Genomic DNA, 15,112 nt, shown 5'->3' on the forward strand with positions numbered 1-15,112 from the left:
CCCTCATTCCATCCGCCGAGGCGGACGGGCGGGCGTCGCAGCGGCCGGCCTGTGGACGGGAGGGGGTCAGTGCTGCGCCGGGGAGGGATCTTCGGCCGCGACATCGAGCACGATGATCGTGATGTTGTCGCGTCCGCCGTTCTCGAGCGCCGCGTCGAGCATCGCGTCGACGGCGGCAGCCGGGTCGGCGTTCTCCCCCAGGAAGTGCTGGATGCCGTAGTCGGTGAGCTCCTTGGTGAGCCCGTCGGAACAGATCACGAATCGATCGCCGTCGACGAGCTCGAGCCGCACGTAGTCCGGTGTCACGCCGTCGCTCGGGCCCACGGCGCGGGTGATCACGTTCCCGTAGGGATGATTCTCCGCTTCCTCGGGGCTCAGGCGACCGGAGGAGATCAGCTCCTGCACGACGGAGTGATCCGTCGTGATCTGCGCGAGTGCACCGTCGCGCAGGAGGTACACGCGGCTGTCGCCGATGTTGAGCGTCACCCAGTGCGGTTCGTCGCCGGAGACATCCAGATAGACTCCCGTCACCGTCGTCCCGGTGCCCTCGTCGGTGGCCTTCGGATGCGATGCGATGTCGCGGACCGCCTTGGCCAGCGCCTTCTCGATCGTGCGAGGAGTGACCGAGCCGCCCTCCACCGTGCCGGAGAGCCGCTCCACGGTGCGGGAGCTGGCGATCTCGCCGCCGATGTGGCCACCCATTCCGTCGGCGACGACGAAGAGCGGATACGAGGCGAGCACCGCATCCTGATTGATCTCTCGTCGGCGGCCCGTGTGGGTGGTCGCCGCCCACGCCAACGACCACGTTCCCGCCGCCGTTGCGACGGAACGCGTGTGGGTCGATACGTCGGGCACGCCCTGACTCTCCCTCGAACGGTCTTGTCGGCAGCACCGAGGTGCTGCCGCGTGCTCACAGCCTAATGGACGTGGCCCCGGCCGCCTCCCGGCTCGGCTCGGCGCGTCAGACCTTGGCGCCGGGATCCTCGGGCAGCGGGAACAGGGCGTCGATCTCCGCGACCTCGTGGGCGTCGGGCGTCCAGGCGGTGGCCGCGTCGGCGTTCGCCCGCACCTGGTCACCGCTGGTGGCGCCGGCGATCACGCTGGAGAGCTCGTCGTGCGAGAGCAGCCATCCGATCGTCGCCTGCAGCATCGTGATGCCGCGATCGCCGCAGAAGGCGGAGAACTGCTCCAGCGCATCCCACGGGGCCTGCTCCCACACGTGGGAGCGCTGGCGAGAGATCCGCGTGTCCTCCGGGGCGTGGGAGCGCGTGAACTTCCCGGTGAGGAGTCCGTTGTGCAGGGGGAAGTACGGAAGGAATCCGAGCCCGAATCGGCGAACGGCCGGAAGGACCTCGCGCTCGGCCGCTCGCGCGAGCAGGCTGTAGTGGTTCTGAGCCGACACGAAAGGCACGCGATGGGAGGTCGCGGCGATGAAATCGGCTTCCGCGATCTGCCAGCCCGCGAGGTTCGAATGCCCGAGGTAGCGCACCTTCCCCTCGCGCACGAGGTCCGTCAGCACATCCAGGGTCTCTTCGATGGGCGTGTGGGGATCGGGGGTGTGCAGCTGATACAGGTCGATGTGATCGGTCTGCAGGCGCGAGAGGGACCCCTCGACGGCCCTGCGGATGTAGGAGCGCGAGGCCTTCGCACCCGCGGGCGGATATCCCATGTCGCGACCGAAGTGCCCAAACTTGGTGGCGATGATCACCTCGTCGCGTCGGCCGCGGAGGGCCTCGCCCATGAGCGATTCCGACAAGCCCGGCTCGCCGCCGTACATGTCGGCCGTGTCGAGGAAGGTCACCCCGGCGTCGACCGCCGCGTCGATCACCGCCCGTGTGCCCTCGATGGTCTCCGTCTTCGTGCCCGGGCGACCGAAGTTGTTGCACCCGAGGCCGACGGCGGAGACGAGGAGGCCGGACGTGCCGACGCGACGGAGGGGAACCGATGAACTCATGGCCTCCACGCTAGCGTCGCTCGCAGGTCCCGGCGCCACGCGACGACGTGCCCCCCACTCGGTGGTGAGGGGCACGTCGCTCGCGTCAGGACTGCTTCGGCGGCTCCGGTGCTGCCGGCGGCTCGGTCGACGGCGGCTGGGTCGGCGGGGCCGGCGGCTGGGTCGGAGCCGGCGGCTGGGTCGGCGCCGGCGGCTGCGTGGAGGCCGGCGGGGCCGGCGGCTGAGCGCCGGGTGCGGGCGGCGGCTGGTACCCGGCCGGGGGCTGGTAGCCCGCGGGGTACCCCGGCTGGGTGACCGGGTTGGCCGGGTAGCCCGCCGCGGGAACCTGCGACGGAATGCCGGACCAGGTCGTCTTGTCGGCGAGGAAGTTCCCAGCCCACGGGGCCGCAGGGATCGCGGTGTTCCAGCGCGACCGGTCGAAGCCGTTGATGCCCAGCCAGACGATGGCCAGGAAGATGTAGAGGATGATCCAGACGACTTCCTTCTGGAGCTTGAGCCCCACCCGCCATGCGGCGAGCACGGTGTAGACGCCCGCGGCGAGCGGGAAGAGCCATCCGATCACCGGGATCCAGCCCAGCACGATGCTCGCGCCCCACAGGCCGAGGAGCCACCAGGGATTCAGGTCGCCGAGCTTGACGAAGATCAGCGTGTTGTAGATCGGCACCCACGCCCGCCACTTGCCCTGCACGCCCGCCTTGTCGAAGATCTTCATGAAGAAGAACGCGGTCAGGACGTAGCCGGCGATGGCGAAGATGAACCAGAACACGGCGAAGATGAAGAAGAACGCGACATCGCTGCCGCTGTAGGAGTAGTCGACGCTACTGAACGTTTCCACGGGTACCTCTCCCAGATTCGGCCCGCCGTGCGGCGGGTCGTGAGACATGGTAGCGAGAGCGGACGCGTTCTGTCAGGAACCTCCCAGACTTTCTCGTGAACGTTCGTTGCCGGGGGCTTGGTCACCTGACGCTCAATCGGAGAACAGCAGCAGGTCACCGCCCTCGCCGCGGCGGAGATCGACGTCGCTGGCGGCCGCCCACGAGAGCAGGTCGTCGGACCCGGCTATGGTCGCCGCCGACGTCGCCAAGCGGCGGACGAGCTCACCCTTGGCGTGCTTGTTGAAGTGGTTCAGCGCCCGCACAGTGCCGTCCGGCCCCGATGCGACCACCCGCACGTACGACGAGGGCAGGTTTCCCGGAACGGGGCCGAGCGCCACATAGGCTTCGGAGCGCAGATCCAGGACGAAGTCCGGCGCCGCTTCGGCCAGCGCATCCGACACCGCGCCAGACCACAGCCGCTTCGACGATCCGAGCGTCGGCAGCGTGACCGCCGCCGACATGCGGTACGCCGGAATGCCATCCATGGCGCCGACCGGACCGAACGGTGCGGAGTGGATCTGCACGTGCGCGGCCAGCCATGCGCGTGAGTCATCGTCCAGGCCACGTGCGTCGAGCGCGTCGAAGAGCACCCCGGTGTAGCGGTCGACGGCCGCCATCGTCGGAGAGACGCGCGCGACGGCGTTCAGCCCGATGTCGGCGAGCTGCGTCTTCCCGAGCCTGAGCGTGCGAGCGCTCTCCTCCTCGTCGCCGCTGAGGTCGACGAGCGCATCGACCACGCGGGACCGGAGGGTGGTGAGGGTCGGATGGGCGAGGCGATCCAGGGCGAGCGGCGGGCCTTCTCCCCCGCGTCGTTTGGTCTCGGACGGGGGCAGCAGAACGAGCACGTATCTCTCCGGGGAAGGCGAGAGGGCACGAGCTCCGGATACCCCGGATGCTCGCGCCCTCTCGGACTGCGTGTGTGTCGTCAGGCCACGACGGCGGCGTTGCCGGCCACGATCGTGAGCTCGTCGCCGGCCATCGACAGGAAACCGTCTTGCGCGTTGGCGACGACCTTCTGGCCGGAGGTCTCGGTGATGCGCACCTGGCCTTCCGCGAGGATCGCCAGCACCGGCTCGTGACCGGGCATGAAGCCGATCTCGCCCTCGACGGTCTTGGCGACAACGAGCGAGGCCTCCCCCGTCCAGACCTCGGCGTCGGCGGAGACGAGACTCACTTTCAGCGGCACGTCGACTCCCTCCAGTCGCTCAGTACGAGCATGATCAGCCGTTCTCCTTCTGGATGCGGGCCCAGTTCTCTTCGACGTCGGAGATGCCGCCGACGTTGAAGAACGCCTGCTCGGCCACGTGGTCGAAGTCGCCCTTCACGATCGCGTCGAACGACTCGATCGTCTCCTTGATCGGAACGGTCGAACCCTCCACGCCGGTGAACTTCTTCGCCATGTAGGTGTTCTGCGACAGGAACTGCTGGATGCGACGCGCACGCGACACGACGATCTTGTCCTCTTCGGAGAGCTCGTCGACACCGAGGATGGCGATGATCTCCTGCAGTTCCTTGTTCTTCTGCAGGATCTGCTTCACCGCCGTGGCCACGCGGTAGTGGTCCTCGCCGATGTAGCGCGGGTCGAGGATCCGGCTGCTCGAGGTCAGCGGGTCGACCGCGGGGTACAGACCCTTCGACGCGATCTCACGCGAGAGCTCGGTCGTCGCGTCGAGGTGCGCGAAGGTCGTCGCCGGCGCCGGGTCGGTGTAGTCGTCGGCGGGAACGTAGATCGCCTGCAGCGAGGTGATCGAGTGGCCGCGCGTGGACGTGATGCGCTCCTGGAGCACACCCATCTCGTCGGCGAGGTTCGGCTGGTAGCCCACGGCCGAGGGCATGCGACCCAGCAGCGTCGACACCTCGGAACCCGCCTGCGTGAAGCGGAAGATGTTGTCGATGAACAGCAGCACGTCCTGCTTCTGCACGTCGCGGAAGTACTCCGCCATCGTCAGGGCAGACAGCGCGACGCGAAGTCGCGTCCCCGGCGGCTCGTCCATCTGACCGAAGACAAGGGCGGTCTTGTCGAAGACGCCGGCCTCGTCCATCTCGCCGATGAGGTCGTTGCCCTCACGCGTGCGCTCGCCGACACCGGCGAACACCGACACACCACCGTGGTCCTGAGCGACGCGCTGGATCATCTCCTGGATGAGGACGGTCTTGCCGACGCCCGCACCGCCGAAGAGGCCGATCTTTCCACCCTGCACGTACGGGGTCAGCAGGTCGATGACCTTGATGCCCGTCTCGAACATCGTGGTCTTCGACTCGAGCTGGTCGAAGCTGGGCGCCTGGCGGTGGATGCCCCAGCGCTCCGTGATCTCGACCTGCTCGCCCGGCTCGGCGTTGAGGATCTCTCCCGTGACGTCGAACACGCGACCCTTGGTCACGTCGCCGACGGGCACGGTGATCTGGTCTCCGGTGTCGCGCACCTCCTGGCCGCGGACGATGCCGTCCGTCGGCTTCAGGGCGATCGCACGCACCAGGTCGTCGCCGAGGTGCTGCGCGACCTCGAGAGTGATCTCGGTCGACTCCTCGCCGATGGTGATCGTCGTCTTCAGCGCGTTGTAGATGTCGGGGATCGCGTCGTGCGGGAACTCGATGTCGACGACGGGTCCGGTCACCCGGGCGACACGCCCGACGACCTGCACGTCCGTCTTCTCAGCGGTGAGGCTCATGGCTTCTTCTCTTTCGTGATGGTCTGTTGCGCCGTGCCGGTCACTTGCCCGACGCGAGGGCGTCGGCGCCGCCGACGATCTCGGCGATCTGCTGGGTGATCTCGGCCTGGCGTGCGTTGTTGCGCAGTCGCGTGTAATCGGTGATCAGCTTGTCGGCGTTGTCGCTCGCGGACTTCATCGCCTTCTGCGTCGCAGCGTGCTTGGCCGCAGACGACTGCAGGAGGGCGTTGAACACGCGGCTCTGGATGTACACCGGCAGCAGAGCGTCGAGAACCGTCTCGGCGTCGGGCTCGAACTCGTAGAGCGGATATACCTGCGAGTCGGTGCTCTCCTCGGCCTCGACGACCTCGAGTGGCAGCAGGCGCACGGTCTCGGGCGACTGCGTCATCATGCTGACGAAACGGTTGTACACGAGGTGGATCTCGTCCACTCCGCCGTCTTCGCCGCCGCGGTCGTATGCATCCAGAAGCGTCGCCGCGATCTCCTCGGCGGTGTGGAAGTGCGGCGTGTCGGTGTCACCCGTCCACTGCGCCGCGCTGTCCATGCGACGGAACTGGAAGTACCCCACGGCCTTGCGGCCGATGAGATAGAACACCGGCTCGCGTCCTTCCGAACGCAGGAGCTCGGCCAGCCGCAGACCCTCGCGGAGGATCTGCGAGTTGAACGCGCCCGCCAGTCCCCGGTCCGAGGCGAAGATCACCACGGCGGAGCGGCGGATGACGTCGCGCTCCACGGTCAGCGGGTGATCGACGTTCGAGTGCGTGGCCACGGCGGAGACGGCCCGCGTCACGGCCCGCGCGAAGGGCGAGGAGGCGCGCACACGCCCCATCGCCTTCTGGATGCGCGATGCCGCGATGAGTTCCATCGCCTTCGTGATCTTCTTGGTGGTCTGAGCAGAGTTGATCTTCTGCTTGTAGACCCGCAGTTGTGCGCCCATGGTTCCTGTCCCGGAGCGCCTTAGCGGCGACCCTTGACGATCTTCTCCTGGTTGACGTCCTCGGCCGCGGCGGCGGAGACCTCTTCGTGGCCGGGCTGGTTGATGGCCTGGCCCTTGCCGGCCTGGAACTCCAGCACGAACGCGTCGGTCTTCGCCTCGAGCTCGCTGAGGATCTCGTCGGTGAGCACGTTCTTCTCGCGCAGGTCGTCGAGCACCGAGGTGTTGCGACGCAGGTAGTCCAGCAGCTCGCGCTCGAAGGACAGCACGTCCTCGACTTCGATGGTGTCGAGCTTGCCGTTGGTGCCGGCCCAGATCGACACGACCTGCTCCTCCACCGGGTACGGCGAGTACTGGGGCTGCTTCAGCAGCTCGGTGAGGCGGGCACCGCGAGCCAGCTGGCGGCGCGACGCGGCGTCGAGGTCGCTCGCGAACATCGCGAACGCTTCGAGCGAACGGTACTGGGCGAGCTCGAGCTTGAGCGTTCCCGAGACCTTCTTGATCGACTTCACCTGGGCATCGCCACCGACGCGCGACACCGAGATGCCGACGTCGACGGCGGGGCGCTGGTTCGCGTTGAACAGGTCGGACTGCAGGAAGATCTGACCGTCGGTGATCGAGATGACGTTCGTCGGGATGTAGGCCGAGACGTCGTTGGCCTTCGTCTCGATGATCGGCAGACCGGTCATCGAACCGGCGCCGAGCTCGTCCGACAGCTTCGCGCAGCGCTCCAGCAGACGCGAGTGCAGGTAGAACACGTCACCCGGGTAGGCCTCACGACCCGGCGGACGCCGCAGCAGCAGCGACACGGCGCGGTACGCCTCGGCCTGCTTCGACAGGTCGTCGAAGATGATGAGGACGTGCTTGCCGTCGTACATCCAGTGCTGACCGATGGCCGAGCCGGTGTACGGAGCGAGGTACTTGAAGCCGGCGGGGTCCGACGCGGGTGCGGCGACGATGGTGGTGTACTCCATCGCACCGGCGTCTTCGAGAGCGCCCTTCACCGAAGCGATGGTCGAGCCCTTCTGGCCGATGGCGACGTAGATGCAGCGCACCTGCTTGGTCGGGTCGCCCGACTCCCAGTTGGCCTTCTGGTTGATGATCGTGTCGATCGCGATGGCCGTCTTGCCGGTCTGGCGGTCGCCGATGATCAGCTGGCGCTGGCCGCGGCCGATCGGGATCATCGCGTCGATCGCCTTGATGCCGGTCTGCATCGGCTCGTGCACGCTCTTGCGCTGCATGACGCCGGGAGCCTGCAGCTCGAGCGCGCGGCGCCCGATCGAGGCGATGTCGCCGAGTCCGTCGATCGCGTTGCCGAGCGGGTCGACCACGCGGCCGAGGTAGCCGTCGCCGACGGGCACCGAGAGCACCTCGCCGGTGCGCGTGACCTGCTGGCCGGCTTCGATGCCGGCGAAGTCGCCGAGCACGACGACACCGATCTCGTGCTCGTCGAGGTTCAGGGCGAGACCCTGCGTGCCGTCCTCGAACACGACCAGTTCGTTGGCCATGACGCCGGGCAGGCCCTCGACGTGGGCGATGCCGTCCGCGGCGTCCACGACGGTGCCGACCTCCGTCGCCGCGGCCCCGGTGGGCTCGTAGGCGGCGACGAAGTCCTTCAGCGCGTCACGGATGACGTCGGGGCTGATAGAGAGTTCTGCCATTGTCTTCCCTTTGTACTCACTACTTCTGTGTGGGGCCGTGGCCCGAAGCCTCCGCCTTGCGGCGGGAAGTCTGTTAGCCGGCCAGTCGCTGCCGGAGTTCGGCCAGGCGCGTGGACACGCTGGCGTCGATGACGTCGTTCGCGATCTGCACCCGCACGCCGCCGATGACCGCGGGGTCCACGACGGTGTTGATCGCGACCTCGGTGCCGTACCGCTTCGACAGCGTCGCCGACAGGCGCTGGACCTGGGCGTCGCTGAGCGGCGCGGCCGAGGAGACCGTCGCGACCGTGCGGCCGCGCTGGTCGGCGACCACGCGCATCGCGTTGGCCACGATCTGTCGCACGCGGCGCTCCCGCGGCTGCTGCACGAGCGAGGAGACGATCAGCCGTGCTGCCTCGCTCGAGCGTCCGGTCAGCAGCGTGTCGACGAGGGCACCCTTGGCCGATGCGTCGCCGAGTCGGCTGCCGAGCGCCAGTTCGAGCTCCGGGTTCTCCGCCACCGTCCGCGTGAAGCGGAAGAGCTCGTCTTCGACCGGCGCGGCCGGCTCTGCGACGGCTGCGGCACGGATTGCGAGCTCTTCGAGCCCGTCGACCATGTCGGAGGCCGACGACCAGCGCTCGGAGACCGCTGCGGTCAGCAGCGACACCGAGACCGGGCGGAGAGCCGCGCCGAACACGTCGGCGACGACCTTCGCCCGCGCGGCCGGTGCCGCTGCAGAGTCGGCCAGCGCGCCGCTCAGTGCGGAGGTGTCACCGACCGACCGAGCCGCGGCGAACAGCTCGCGCGCGACGTCGATGTCGACGCCGGACGCGGAGCCGAGCGCCGCGGTGGTGCCCGCGAGCGCCTGAGTGGTCGCGCTGCCCATTACTGCGCCGCCTTCTCGGCCTCGAGGTCGGCGAGGAAGCGGTCGACGACGGCCTGAGCCTTCGCGTCGTCGGACAGCGTCTCTCCGATCACGCCACCGGCGAGATCGAGCGCGAGCGTGCCGACCTCTCCGCGCAGCGACACGAGCGCCGCCTGGCGCTCCGCCTCGATCTGCGAGTGCGCCGACGCGGTGATGCGCGCCGCCTCGCTCGCTGCGGAGTCCTTCGCCTCGGCGACGATCTTCTTGCCGTCCTCACGGGCGGCGTCGCGGATCTCACCGGCTTCCTTGCGGGCGTCGGCGAGTGCAGCGGTGTACTCCTGCAGCGCGGCCTCGGCCTTGCGCTGCGCCTCGTCGGCCTTGGCGATGTTGCCCTCGATCGCGGTCGAGCGCTCGTCGAGCAGCTTGTTCATCCGCGGCAGCACGACGCGCCAGAAGATGAAGAGGATGACGACGAAGCACACCGCCGACCAGGTGATGTCGTAGATCGCGGGGATCAGCGGGCTCGGCGTCTCGCCTTCTTCCGCGGCGAGTGTGACAAGAAGCTCTTGCATCCTGTCTCCTTACGTGTGCGGGGTCTGCTTAGAAGCCGAAGATGAAGCCGGTGGCGATACCGATGAAGGCGAGCGCCTCGGTGAAGGCGATACCGATGAACATCAGGACCTGCAGGCGACCGGCGAGCTCGGGCTGACGAGCCACGCCCTCGATGGTCTTGCCGACGACGATGCCCACGCCAATGGCGGGACCGATGGCGGCCAGGCCGTAACCGACGCTCGCGATGGAGCCCGTCACCTGGGCGAGAACCGTAGTTGCGTCCACGGGGGTGTTTCCTTTCGGTTGGGTGGGACGGCGTGTGCCGGCCCGCTCAGTGCTCTTCCGCAACCGCGAGCTGGATGTAGACCGCGGTGAGGATGGTGAAGACGTACGCCTGGAGGAAAGCCACCAGGAGTTCGAACAGGGTGAAGACGAAGCCGAAGGCGAGCGTGCCCGCGCCGAGCACGGTCCACAGGCCTCCGAGGGTGAAGACGAAGTACTGCGTGGCGGAGAAGAACAGCACCAGCATCAGGTGCCCGACGATCATGTTCATCAGCAGACGCAGGGTGAGCGTGACCGGGCGGATGATGAACGTCGAGAGGAACTCGAGCGGGATGATGATGATGTACAGCGGCCACGGCACGCCGGAGGGCATGAGGGAGTTCTTGAAGAAGTTGCCCGGGCTCTTGCGGATGCCGGCGTAGATGAAGGTCACGTAGGCGATGACGGCGAGCAGGAGCGGAACGGCGATGACGCTCGTGCCGGCGATGTTGATGCCGGGGATGATGCCCGTCAGGTTCATGAACAGGATCATGAAGAACATCGTCGTGAGGATCGGCAGGAAGCGCTGGCCGTCCTTCTTGCCCAGTAGGTCCTCGGCGATGTTGACGCGGACGAAGTCCAGCGCCATCTCGATGACGCTCTGGAAGCGGCCGGGGACGAGCTTCAGCCGCCGGGTTCCGACGAGGAACAGGATCACCAGGACGGCGGTCGCGAGGAACTGCGCCAGGTTGATGCGGGTGATCTCGAAGGCGGTGCCCTCGAAGAAGATCGCCGGAGGGAAGAAGTCCGCGATCGACGGCGGGTGGAATTCGTCGTCAGTGGACGTGGCGGTGGCGATCAGTGTCGCAGCTTGAGTGATCAGCGCTGGCTCCAGCTTCGGGGCGACGGTGGGTACCGTAGCGACGATGGTCGGTGAGAGTCATCCGCGAGCTACTCACGAAGAGAGCGCGGGCGCGGAACAACACTATCAAACTCGGGGCGCCCCCGAGTCCGCGTCCGAATCGGGCCCGCCGCGGTCGTCCGCACCCGGCAACGACACGTCGCTCACGTGCGGGATGCGCATCTTCAGGAGAACCACGACGTCGACGGCGAGAGAGGCCATGACGCTCACGACGAGAGCGACGAAGAACACCGCGGGCGCGACCCATGCCTGATCGCGCAGCACGAGCAGCGCCACGATGAACAGGACGAGCTTGAGGAGCCATCCGCCGAGCACGATGCCGAAGAAGACCGGCACGTAGAGCGGGTCGCCGTACCACCGGTTGGCGATGAGGATGCTCGCGGCGGTGATGCCGAGGAAGACCGCGGCGATCAGCACACCGGCCAGCCCGCTCCAGAGGCCTTCGGTTCCGGCCACCAGGAAGCCGATCACGGCGGCTGCGATCGCCAGAACGGCGGTGACGGCTCCGGACCACACCAGCGCCGTGCGCAGGATCGGAGTGCTCGAGACGGGATGAGGGCTCATACGGCTTCCTTCGGGCTGATGGCGGAGCGACGGGAGGGCAGGAGGGTGACGACGAGGCACGCGACGACGCCGACGGCGCCGAACACGACGCCGAGCAGGTAGTCTCCCGGCCACTCCTGCGCGGTGCCGATGTACATCAGGAGGAAGGCGAGGCTCACGACCGCCGTCCACGCGTAGAAGATCAGGACGGCGTCGCGATCGCTGTGACCCATGTCGAGCATGCGGTGATGGAGGTGCTTGCGATCGGGAGAGAACGGGCTCTTGCCCGCCCCCATGCGGCGGATCACCGCCAGGCCGAAATCGAGCAGAGGCAGGATCACCACGACGATCGGCAGCAGGATCGGGATGAATGCACCGAGCAGCTGCGAGCGGCCGAACACGTCGTTGTCGCCGATGATCGCCGGATCCAGCTGTCCCGTGATCGCGATCGCCGAGGTCGCCATCAGCAGACCGAGCATGAGCGCGCCGGAATCGCCCATGAACATCTTCGCGGGATTCCAATTCAGGGGGAGGAAGCCGATGCAGGCGCCCACCAGGACGGCCGCGATGAACGAGGCGAGGTTGAAGTAGCTGCTGGCGCCGGTGTCGCGCACGAGCAGGTAGGAGTACGCGAAGAACACGCCGTTGGCGATGAGGCACACTCCGGCCACGAGCCCGTCGAGCCCGTCGATGAAGTTCACGGCGTTCATGACGACGACGATCGCGAACACGGTGATGGTGAAGCTCACCCACCCCGACCAGAGGGAGATCCCGCCGATGGGGAGCGCATAGATCTGCAGCTCGCCGAACCACGCGATGATTCCGGCGGCGACGAACTGCGCGCCGAGCTTGATCATCCAGTCGAGATCCCACAGGTCGTCGGCGACGCCCACGAGCACGATGAGGGCGGTCGCGGCCAGGATCGCGTAGACCGGGCGCGGATCGGCCCAGAAGATCTGGAAGAACGGATGCTGCGACGACACGAGGAACGCCGTGACGACACCGAGGAACATCGCGATGCCCCCGAGGCGCGGCGTGGGAGTCTTGTGGACGTCGCGCTCGCGGATGCCGGGGTACAGCTTGAAGCGGAGGCTGAGTCGCCACACCGCCCACGACAGGGCGAGGGTGACGGCGGCGGTGAGCAGGACCGTGAACAGGTACTGCTTCACGAGTCGCCGCCGGAAACGGGTCCGGGCGCCTCCTCGACCTGAGACTCGTCGGGCTCGAGGAGGTCGCCGAGCACGTCGCGCAGACGCTCCCGGGAGATCGCCCCCTCCCGCAGCACGCGCACCACGGGCTCGGGACCGACGACCAGCGAGGTCGCGTCGACGATCGTGGAGGCGACCCCGGTCGCGCTCGGGCCGTCGTCGAGGTACGTCGAGACGCTGTCGCCGAGCATCGCCATGGCGTCGAGCACCGCCACCGCGGCCGGCCTGCCGGTGAGGTTGGCGCTGGAGACCGCCAGCGGTCCCGTCTCCTCGAGCAGCTCGAGGGTGAGCCGATGATCGGGCATCCGGACCGCCACGGTGCCGTGGGTGTCGCCGAGGTCCCACGACAGCGACGGCTGCGCGGGAAGCACGATGGTCAGCCCGCCCGGCCAGAACTCCGCCACGAGCCGTTCGACGGCCTCCGGGACCTCCGACACGAGCGCGCGGAGCGTGTCCACTCCCCCGACCAGCACCGGCGGCGGCGACTGCCGCCCGCGGCCCTTCGCCTCCAGCAGACGCTGCACGGCGGACGCCGAGAACGCGTCGGCGGCGATGCCGTACACGGTGTCGGTGGGGACGACGATCAGATCGCCTCGGCCGATGGCCTGGCGCGCCCGGCGCATGCCGGCCAGGAGCTCGGACTCGTTCCGGCAGTCGAAGAGGGAGGACATGACGACATGATTCTAGGCGCAACTCCTGCGCACTCCCCACGGCCGGGGGCATCCACCGATCAGGGTCGGACGGCAGTGGTGGCGCGGTCGCGCATGGTCAGGTCCGGGTGGGTCGCGGCCGCACGCCAGCCATCGTTTTCCAAGACGGCGCGGATCGCCTCCCCCTGCCATTCACCGTGCTCGAGGACGATCGTGCCGCCCGGGTGCGCCAGCCGCAGGCCGACCCGGCTGATCACCCGGATGACGTCGAGTCCGTCGGGACCTCCGTACAGCGCCGCGGCGGGATCGTGATGGCGCACCTCCGGGTCTCGCGGGATCGCGTCGTCGGGCACGTACGGCGGGTTGGAGGCGACCACGGACACGGTGCCGTCGAGCTCAAGGAAGGCGTCGGCGAGATCGATGAACGCCACGCGCGCGTTGTCGCCTCCCCACCGCGCGAAGTTCTCCTTCGCCCACACGAACGCGTCGACGGAGTTCTCCGCGGCGTGCACCCGGGCGTGCGGCACCTCCGTCGCCATGGCGAGCGCGAGGGCGCCGCTGCCGGTGCCGAGATCGACCGCGACGGGCTCGGGGGCGGCGGCCGCCCGGAGGGCGTCGATGGCGAGCTGCGCGACGATCTCCGTCTCGGGCCGCGGCACGAAGACCCCGGGTCCGACGCTCAGCTCGAGGGAGCGGAACGGGGCGATGCCGGTGAGATGCTGCAGGGGAACGCGGGTCGCGCGCCGTTCGACGAGGTCCGCGAAGTCGTCCGCCTGCGCGCTCGTGAGCCCGTCACCGCGGAACGCGGCCGCCTGCACTCCCCCGCGAGAGAGCGCGAGCACGTGACCGAGGAGCAGCTCAGCGTCGACGATCGCGTCGACGATACCGGCGCGCTCCAGTCGCGAGGAGGCGAGGCGGAGCGCCTCGGACACCGGGGCGGATGCGTCGGAGGAGGGCATGACCTGTACAGCTTAGGCGGGCCCGCGATGCAGGCGCGGCGTCGGCGGGCGCGGTTGCGACATAATCGCGCCGTCGGGTTTCGCCTCGCCTAGGCTCGGACTGTTCCCCTCGAACCCGTCGACAGCGAAAGGCACGCAATGCCCGGCATCCACTCCGACATCACCTCCGCCTTCGGTGACACCCCTCTCGTCCGGCTGAACCGGGTGGCCGAGGGCACCGAGGCCAACATCCTGGCCAAGCTCGAGTTCTACAACCCCGCCTCCAGCGTCAAGGACCGCCTCGGTGTCGCCATCGTCGACGCCGCCGAGGCCTCGGGCGACCTGACCGCCGGCGGCACGATCGTCGAGGCCACCAGCGGCAACACCGGGATCGCCCTGGCGATGGTCGGCGCGGCGCGCGGCTACAAGGTGGTGCTCACGATGCCCGCCTCGATGTCCAAGGAGCGCCGCATGCTGCTGAAGGCCTTCGGCGCCGAGCTCGTGCTCACCGACCCGGCCAAGGGCATGAAGGGCGCTGTCGAGGAGGCCGAGGCGGTCGCGGCGAAGACCCCCGGCGCCATCCTCGCCAAGCAGTTCGCCAACGAGGCGAACCCGGCGATCCACCGCAAGACCACGGCGGAGGAGATCCTGCGCGACACCGACGGCGCGGTGGACTACTTCGTCGCAGGCATCGGCACCGGCGGCACCATCACCGGCGTCGGCCAGGTGCTCAAGGAGAAGGTTCCCGGCGCGAAGGTCATCGCCGTCGAGCCCAAGGACTCGCCGCTGCTGACCGAGGGTCACCCGGGACCGCACAAGATCCAGGGCATCGGCCCGAACTTCGTTCCGGCCATCCTCGACCGCGACGTCATCGACGAGGTCATCGACGTCGAGCTCGACGACGCGCTGCGACTGGCGCGCGAGACCGCGGCGAAGGACGGCATCCTCGTGGGCATGTCCAGCGGCGCCGCGATCTGGGCAGCCCTGCAGGTCGCCGCACGCCCTGAGGCGGCGGGCAAGAACATCGTCGTGATCATCCCCTCGTTCGGCGAGCGGTACCTGTCGACCCCGCTGTACGCCGATCTCGTGGAGGACTGAGCG

Annotated in this window: 17 protein-coding genes; 1 reads left to right on the top strand and 16 read right to left on the bottom strand. The window is 68.4% G+C overall.

The window, feature by feature from the left end; genetic code table 11:
• Positions 1-66: 66 nt before the first annotated feature.
• The 16 genes from IM777_RS11355 to prmC all read right to left on the bottom strand — a co-directional run bounded on the left by IM777_RS11355 (position 67) and on the right by prmC (position 14,032).
• Entirely contained in the window at positions 67-855 is a 789-nt protein-coding gene (locus IM777_RS11355) for a PP2C family protein-serine/threonine phosphatase (RefSeq protein ID WP_071045300.1), read from the bottom strand.
• A gap of 106 nt (positions 856-961) precedes the next feature.
• A complete protein-coding gene (locus tag IM777_RS11360) occupies positions 962-1,954 on the bottom strand; it encodes an aldo/keto reductase (RefSeq protein ID WP_194383429.1) in 993 nt (330 codons plus the stop codon).
• 85 nt (positions 1,955-2,039) lie between these two features.
• Positions 2,040-2,789, bottom strand: a complete 750-nt coding sequence (locus IM777_RS11365; RefSeq protein WP_228480776.1) for a DUF5684 domain-containing protein — start codon at positions 2,787-2,789, stop codon at positions 2,040-2,042.
• Between the two features lie 132 nt (positions 2,790-2,921).
• On the bottom strand, positions 2,922-3,674 hold the full coding sequence (locus IM777_RS11370) for a YaaA family protein (RefSeq protein WP_194383430.1): 753 nt from the start codon (positions 3,672-3,674) through the stop codon (positions 2,922-2,924).
• Positions 3,675-3,754: 80 nt separating this feature from the next.
• Positions 3,755-4,015, bottom strand: coding sequence for a F0F1 ATP synthase subunit epsilon (locus tag IM777_RS11375; RefSeq protein ID WP_071045304.1), 261 nt, complete (start codon positions 4,013-4,015; stop codon positions 3,755-3,757).
• A gap of 34 nt (positions 4,016-4,049) precedes the next feature.
• Positions 4,050-5,498, bottom strand: coding sequence for a F0F1 ATP synthase subunit beta (gene atpD, locus IM777_RS11380; RefSeq protein ID WP_071045305.1), 1,449 nt, complete (start codon positions 5,496-5,498; stop codon positions 4,050-4,052).
• 40 nt (positions 5,499-5,538) lie between these two features.
• Positions 5,539-6,435, bottom strand: a complete 897-nt coding sequence (locus IM777_RS11385; RefSeq protein WP_071045306.1) for a F0F1 ATP synthase subunit gamma — start codon at positions 6,433-6,435, stop codon at positions 5,539-5,541.
• A 20-nt stretch (positions 6,436-6,455) separates the two neighbouring features.
• Positions 6,456-8,093 carry a F0F1 ATP synthase subunit alpha gene (gene atpA / locus IM777_RS11390; protein WP_071045307.1) on the bottom strand — a complete coding sequence of 546 codons (1,638 nt, stop codon included), beginning with the start codon at positions 8,091-8,093 and terminating at the stop codon, positions 6,456-6,458.
• 73 nt (positions 8,094-8,166) lie between these two features.
• Positions 8,167-8,958 (bottom strand): F0F1 ATP synthase subunit delta, encoded by a 792-nt coding sequence (locus tag IM777_RS11395; protein WP_194383431.1) that lies wholly within the window; start codon positions 8,956-8,958, stop codon positions 8,167-8,169.
• On the bottom strand, positions 8,958-9,509 hold the full coding sequence (locus tag IM777_RS11400; RefSeq protein WP_194383432.1) for a F0F1 ATP synthase subunit B: 552 nt from the start codon (positions 9,507-9,509) through the stop codon (positions 8,958-8,960). Before IM777_RS11400 ends, IM777_RS11395 begins: the two co-directional genes overlap by 1 nt.
• 28 nt (positions 9,510-9,537) lie before the next feature.
• Positions 9,538-9,774 (bottom strand): F0F1 ATP synthase subunit C, encoded by a 237-nt coding sequence (gene atpE / locus IM777_RS11405; protein ID WP_071045310.1) that lies wholly within the window; start codon positions 9,772-9,774, stop codon positions 9,538-9,540.
• 46 nt (positions 9,775-9,820) lie between these two features.
• A complete protein-coding gene (gene atpB, locus IM777_RS11410; protein ID WP_228481101.1) occupies positions 9,821-10,633 on the bottom strand; it encodes a F0F1 ATP synthase subunit A in 813 nt (270 codons plus the stop codon).
• 105 nt (positions 10,634-10,738) lie between these two features.
• Positions 10,739-11,236, bottom strand: coding sequence for a Cg1360 family ATP-synthase-associated protein (locus IM777_RS11415; RefSeq protein WP_194383433.1), 498 nt, complete (start codon positions 11,234-11,236; stop codon positions 10,739-10,741).
• Positions 11,233-12,384 (bottom strand): MraY family glycosyltransferase, encoded by a 1,152-nt coding sequence (locus IM777_RS11420; protein ID WP_194383434.1) that lies wholly within the window; start codon positions 12,382-12,384, stop codon positions 11,233-11,235. The genes IM777_RS11415 and IM777_RS11420 overlap by 4 nt, the downstream gene beginning before the upstream one ends.
• Entirely contained in the window at positions 12,381-13,094 is a 714-nt protein-coding gene (locus IM777_RS11425; protein WP_194383435.1) for an L-threonylcarbamoyladenylate synthase, read from the bottom strand. The genes IM777_RS11420 and IM777_RS11425 overlap by 4 nt, the downstream gene beginning before the upstream one ends.
• 59 nt (positions 13,095-13,153) lie before the next feature.
• The gene (prmC, locus tag IM777_RS11430) at positions 13,154-14,032 is read right to left on the bottom strand and encodes a peptide chain release factor N(5)-glutamine methyltransferase (RefSeq protein ID WP_194383436.1); all 879 of its coding nucleotides are present in this window, start codon (positions 14,030-14,032) and stop codon (positions 13,154-13,156) included.
• 138 nt (positions 14,033-14,170) lie between these two features.
• On the opposite strand from prmC, the gene cysK reads away from it, so the two are divergent.
• The gene (cysK, locus tag IM777_RS11435) at positions 14,171-15,109 is read left to right on the top strand and encodes a cysteine synthase A (protein ID WP_194383437.1); all 939 of its coding nucleotides are present in this window, start codon (positions 14,171-14,173) and stop codon (positions 15,107-15,109) included.
• The last annotated feature ends 3 nt before the right edge of the window (positions 15,110-15,112 follow it).

The organism is Microbacterium luteum, from assembly GCF_015277875.1.
GTDB classification, from domain to species: Bacteria; Actinomycetota; Actinomycetes; order Actinomycetales; family Microbacteriaceae; genus Microbacterium; species Microbacterium luteum.

Coding starts and splice junctions, on each gene's coding strand:
- IM777_RS11360 (WP_194383429.1), bottom strand. CDS start 1,954: ATGAGTTCATCGGTTCCCCTCCGTCGCGTCGGCACGTCCGGCCTCCTC.
- atpD (WP_071045305.1), bottom strand. CDS start 5,498: ATGAGCCTCACCGCTGAGAAGACGGACGTGCAGGTCGTCGGGCGTGTC.
- IM777_RS11385 (WP_071045306.1), bottom strand. CDS start 6,435: ATGGGCGCACAACTGCGGGTCTACAAGCAGAAGATCAACTCTGCTCAG.
- atpA (WP_071045307.1), bottom strand. CDS start 8,093: ATGGCAGAACTCTCTATCAGCCCCGACGTCATCCGTGACGCGCTGAAG.
- IM777_RS11395 (WP_194383431.1), bottom strand. CDS start 8,958: ATGGGCAGCGCGACCACTCAGGCGCTCGCGGGCACCACCGCGGCGCTC.
- IM777_RS11400 (WP_194383432.1), bottom strand. CDS start 9,509: ATGCAAGAGCTTCTTGTCACACTCGCCGCGGAAGAAGGCGAGACGCCG.
- IM777_RS11415 (WP_194383433.1), bottom strand. CDS start 11,236: ATGAGCCCTCATCCCGTCTCGAGCACTCCGATCCTGCGCACGGCGCTG.
- IM777_RS11425 (WP_194383435.1), bottom strand. CDS start 13,094: ATGTCCTCCCTCTTCGACTGCCGGAACGAGTCCGAGCTCCTGGCCGGC.
- prmC (WP_194383436.1), bottom strand. CDS start 14,032: ATGCCCTCCTCCGACGCATCCGCCCCGGTGTCCGAGGCGCTCCGCCTC.
- cysK (WP_194383437.1), top strand. CDS start 14,171: ATGCCCGGCATCCACTCCGACATCACCTCCGCCTTCGGTGACACCCCT.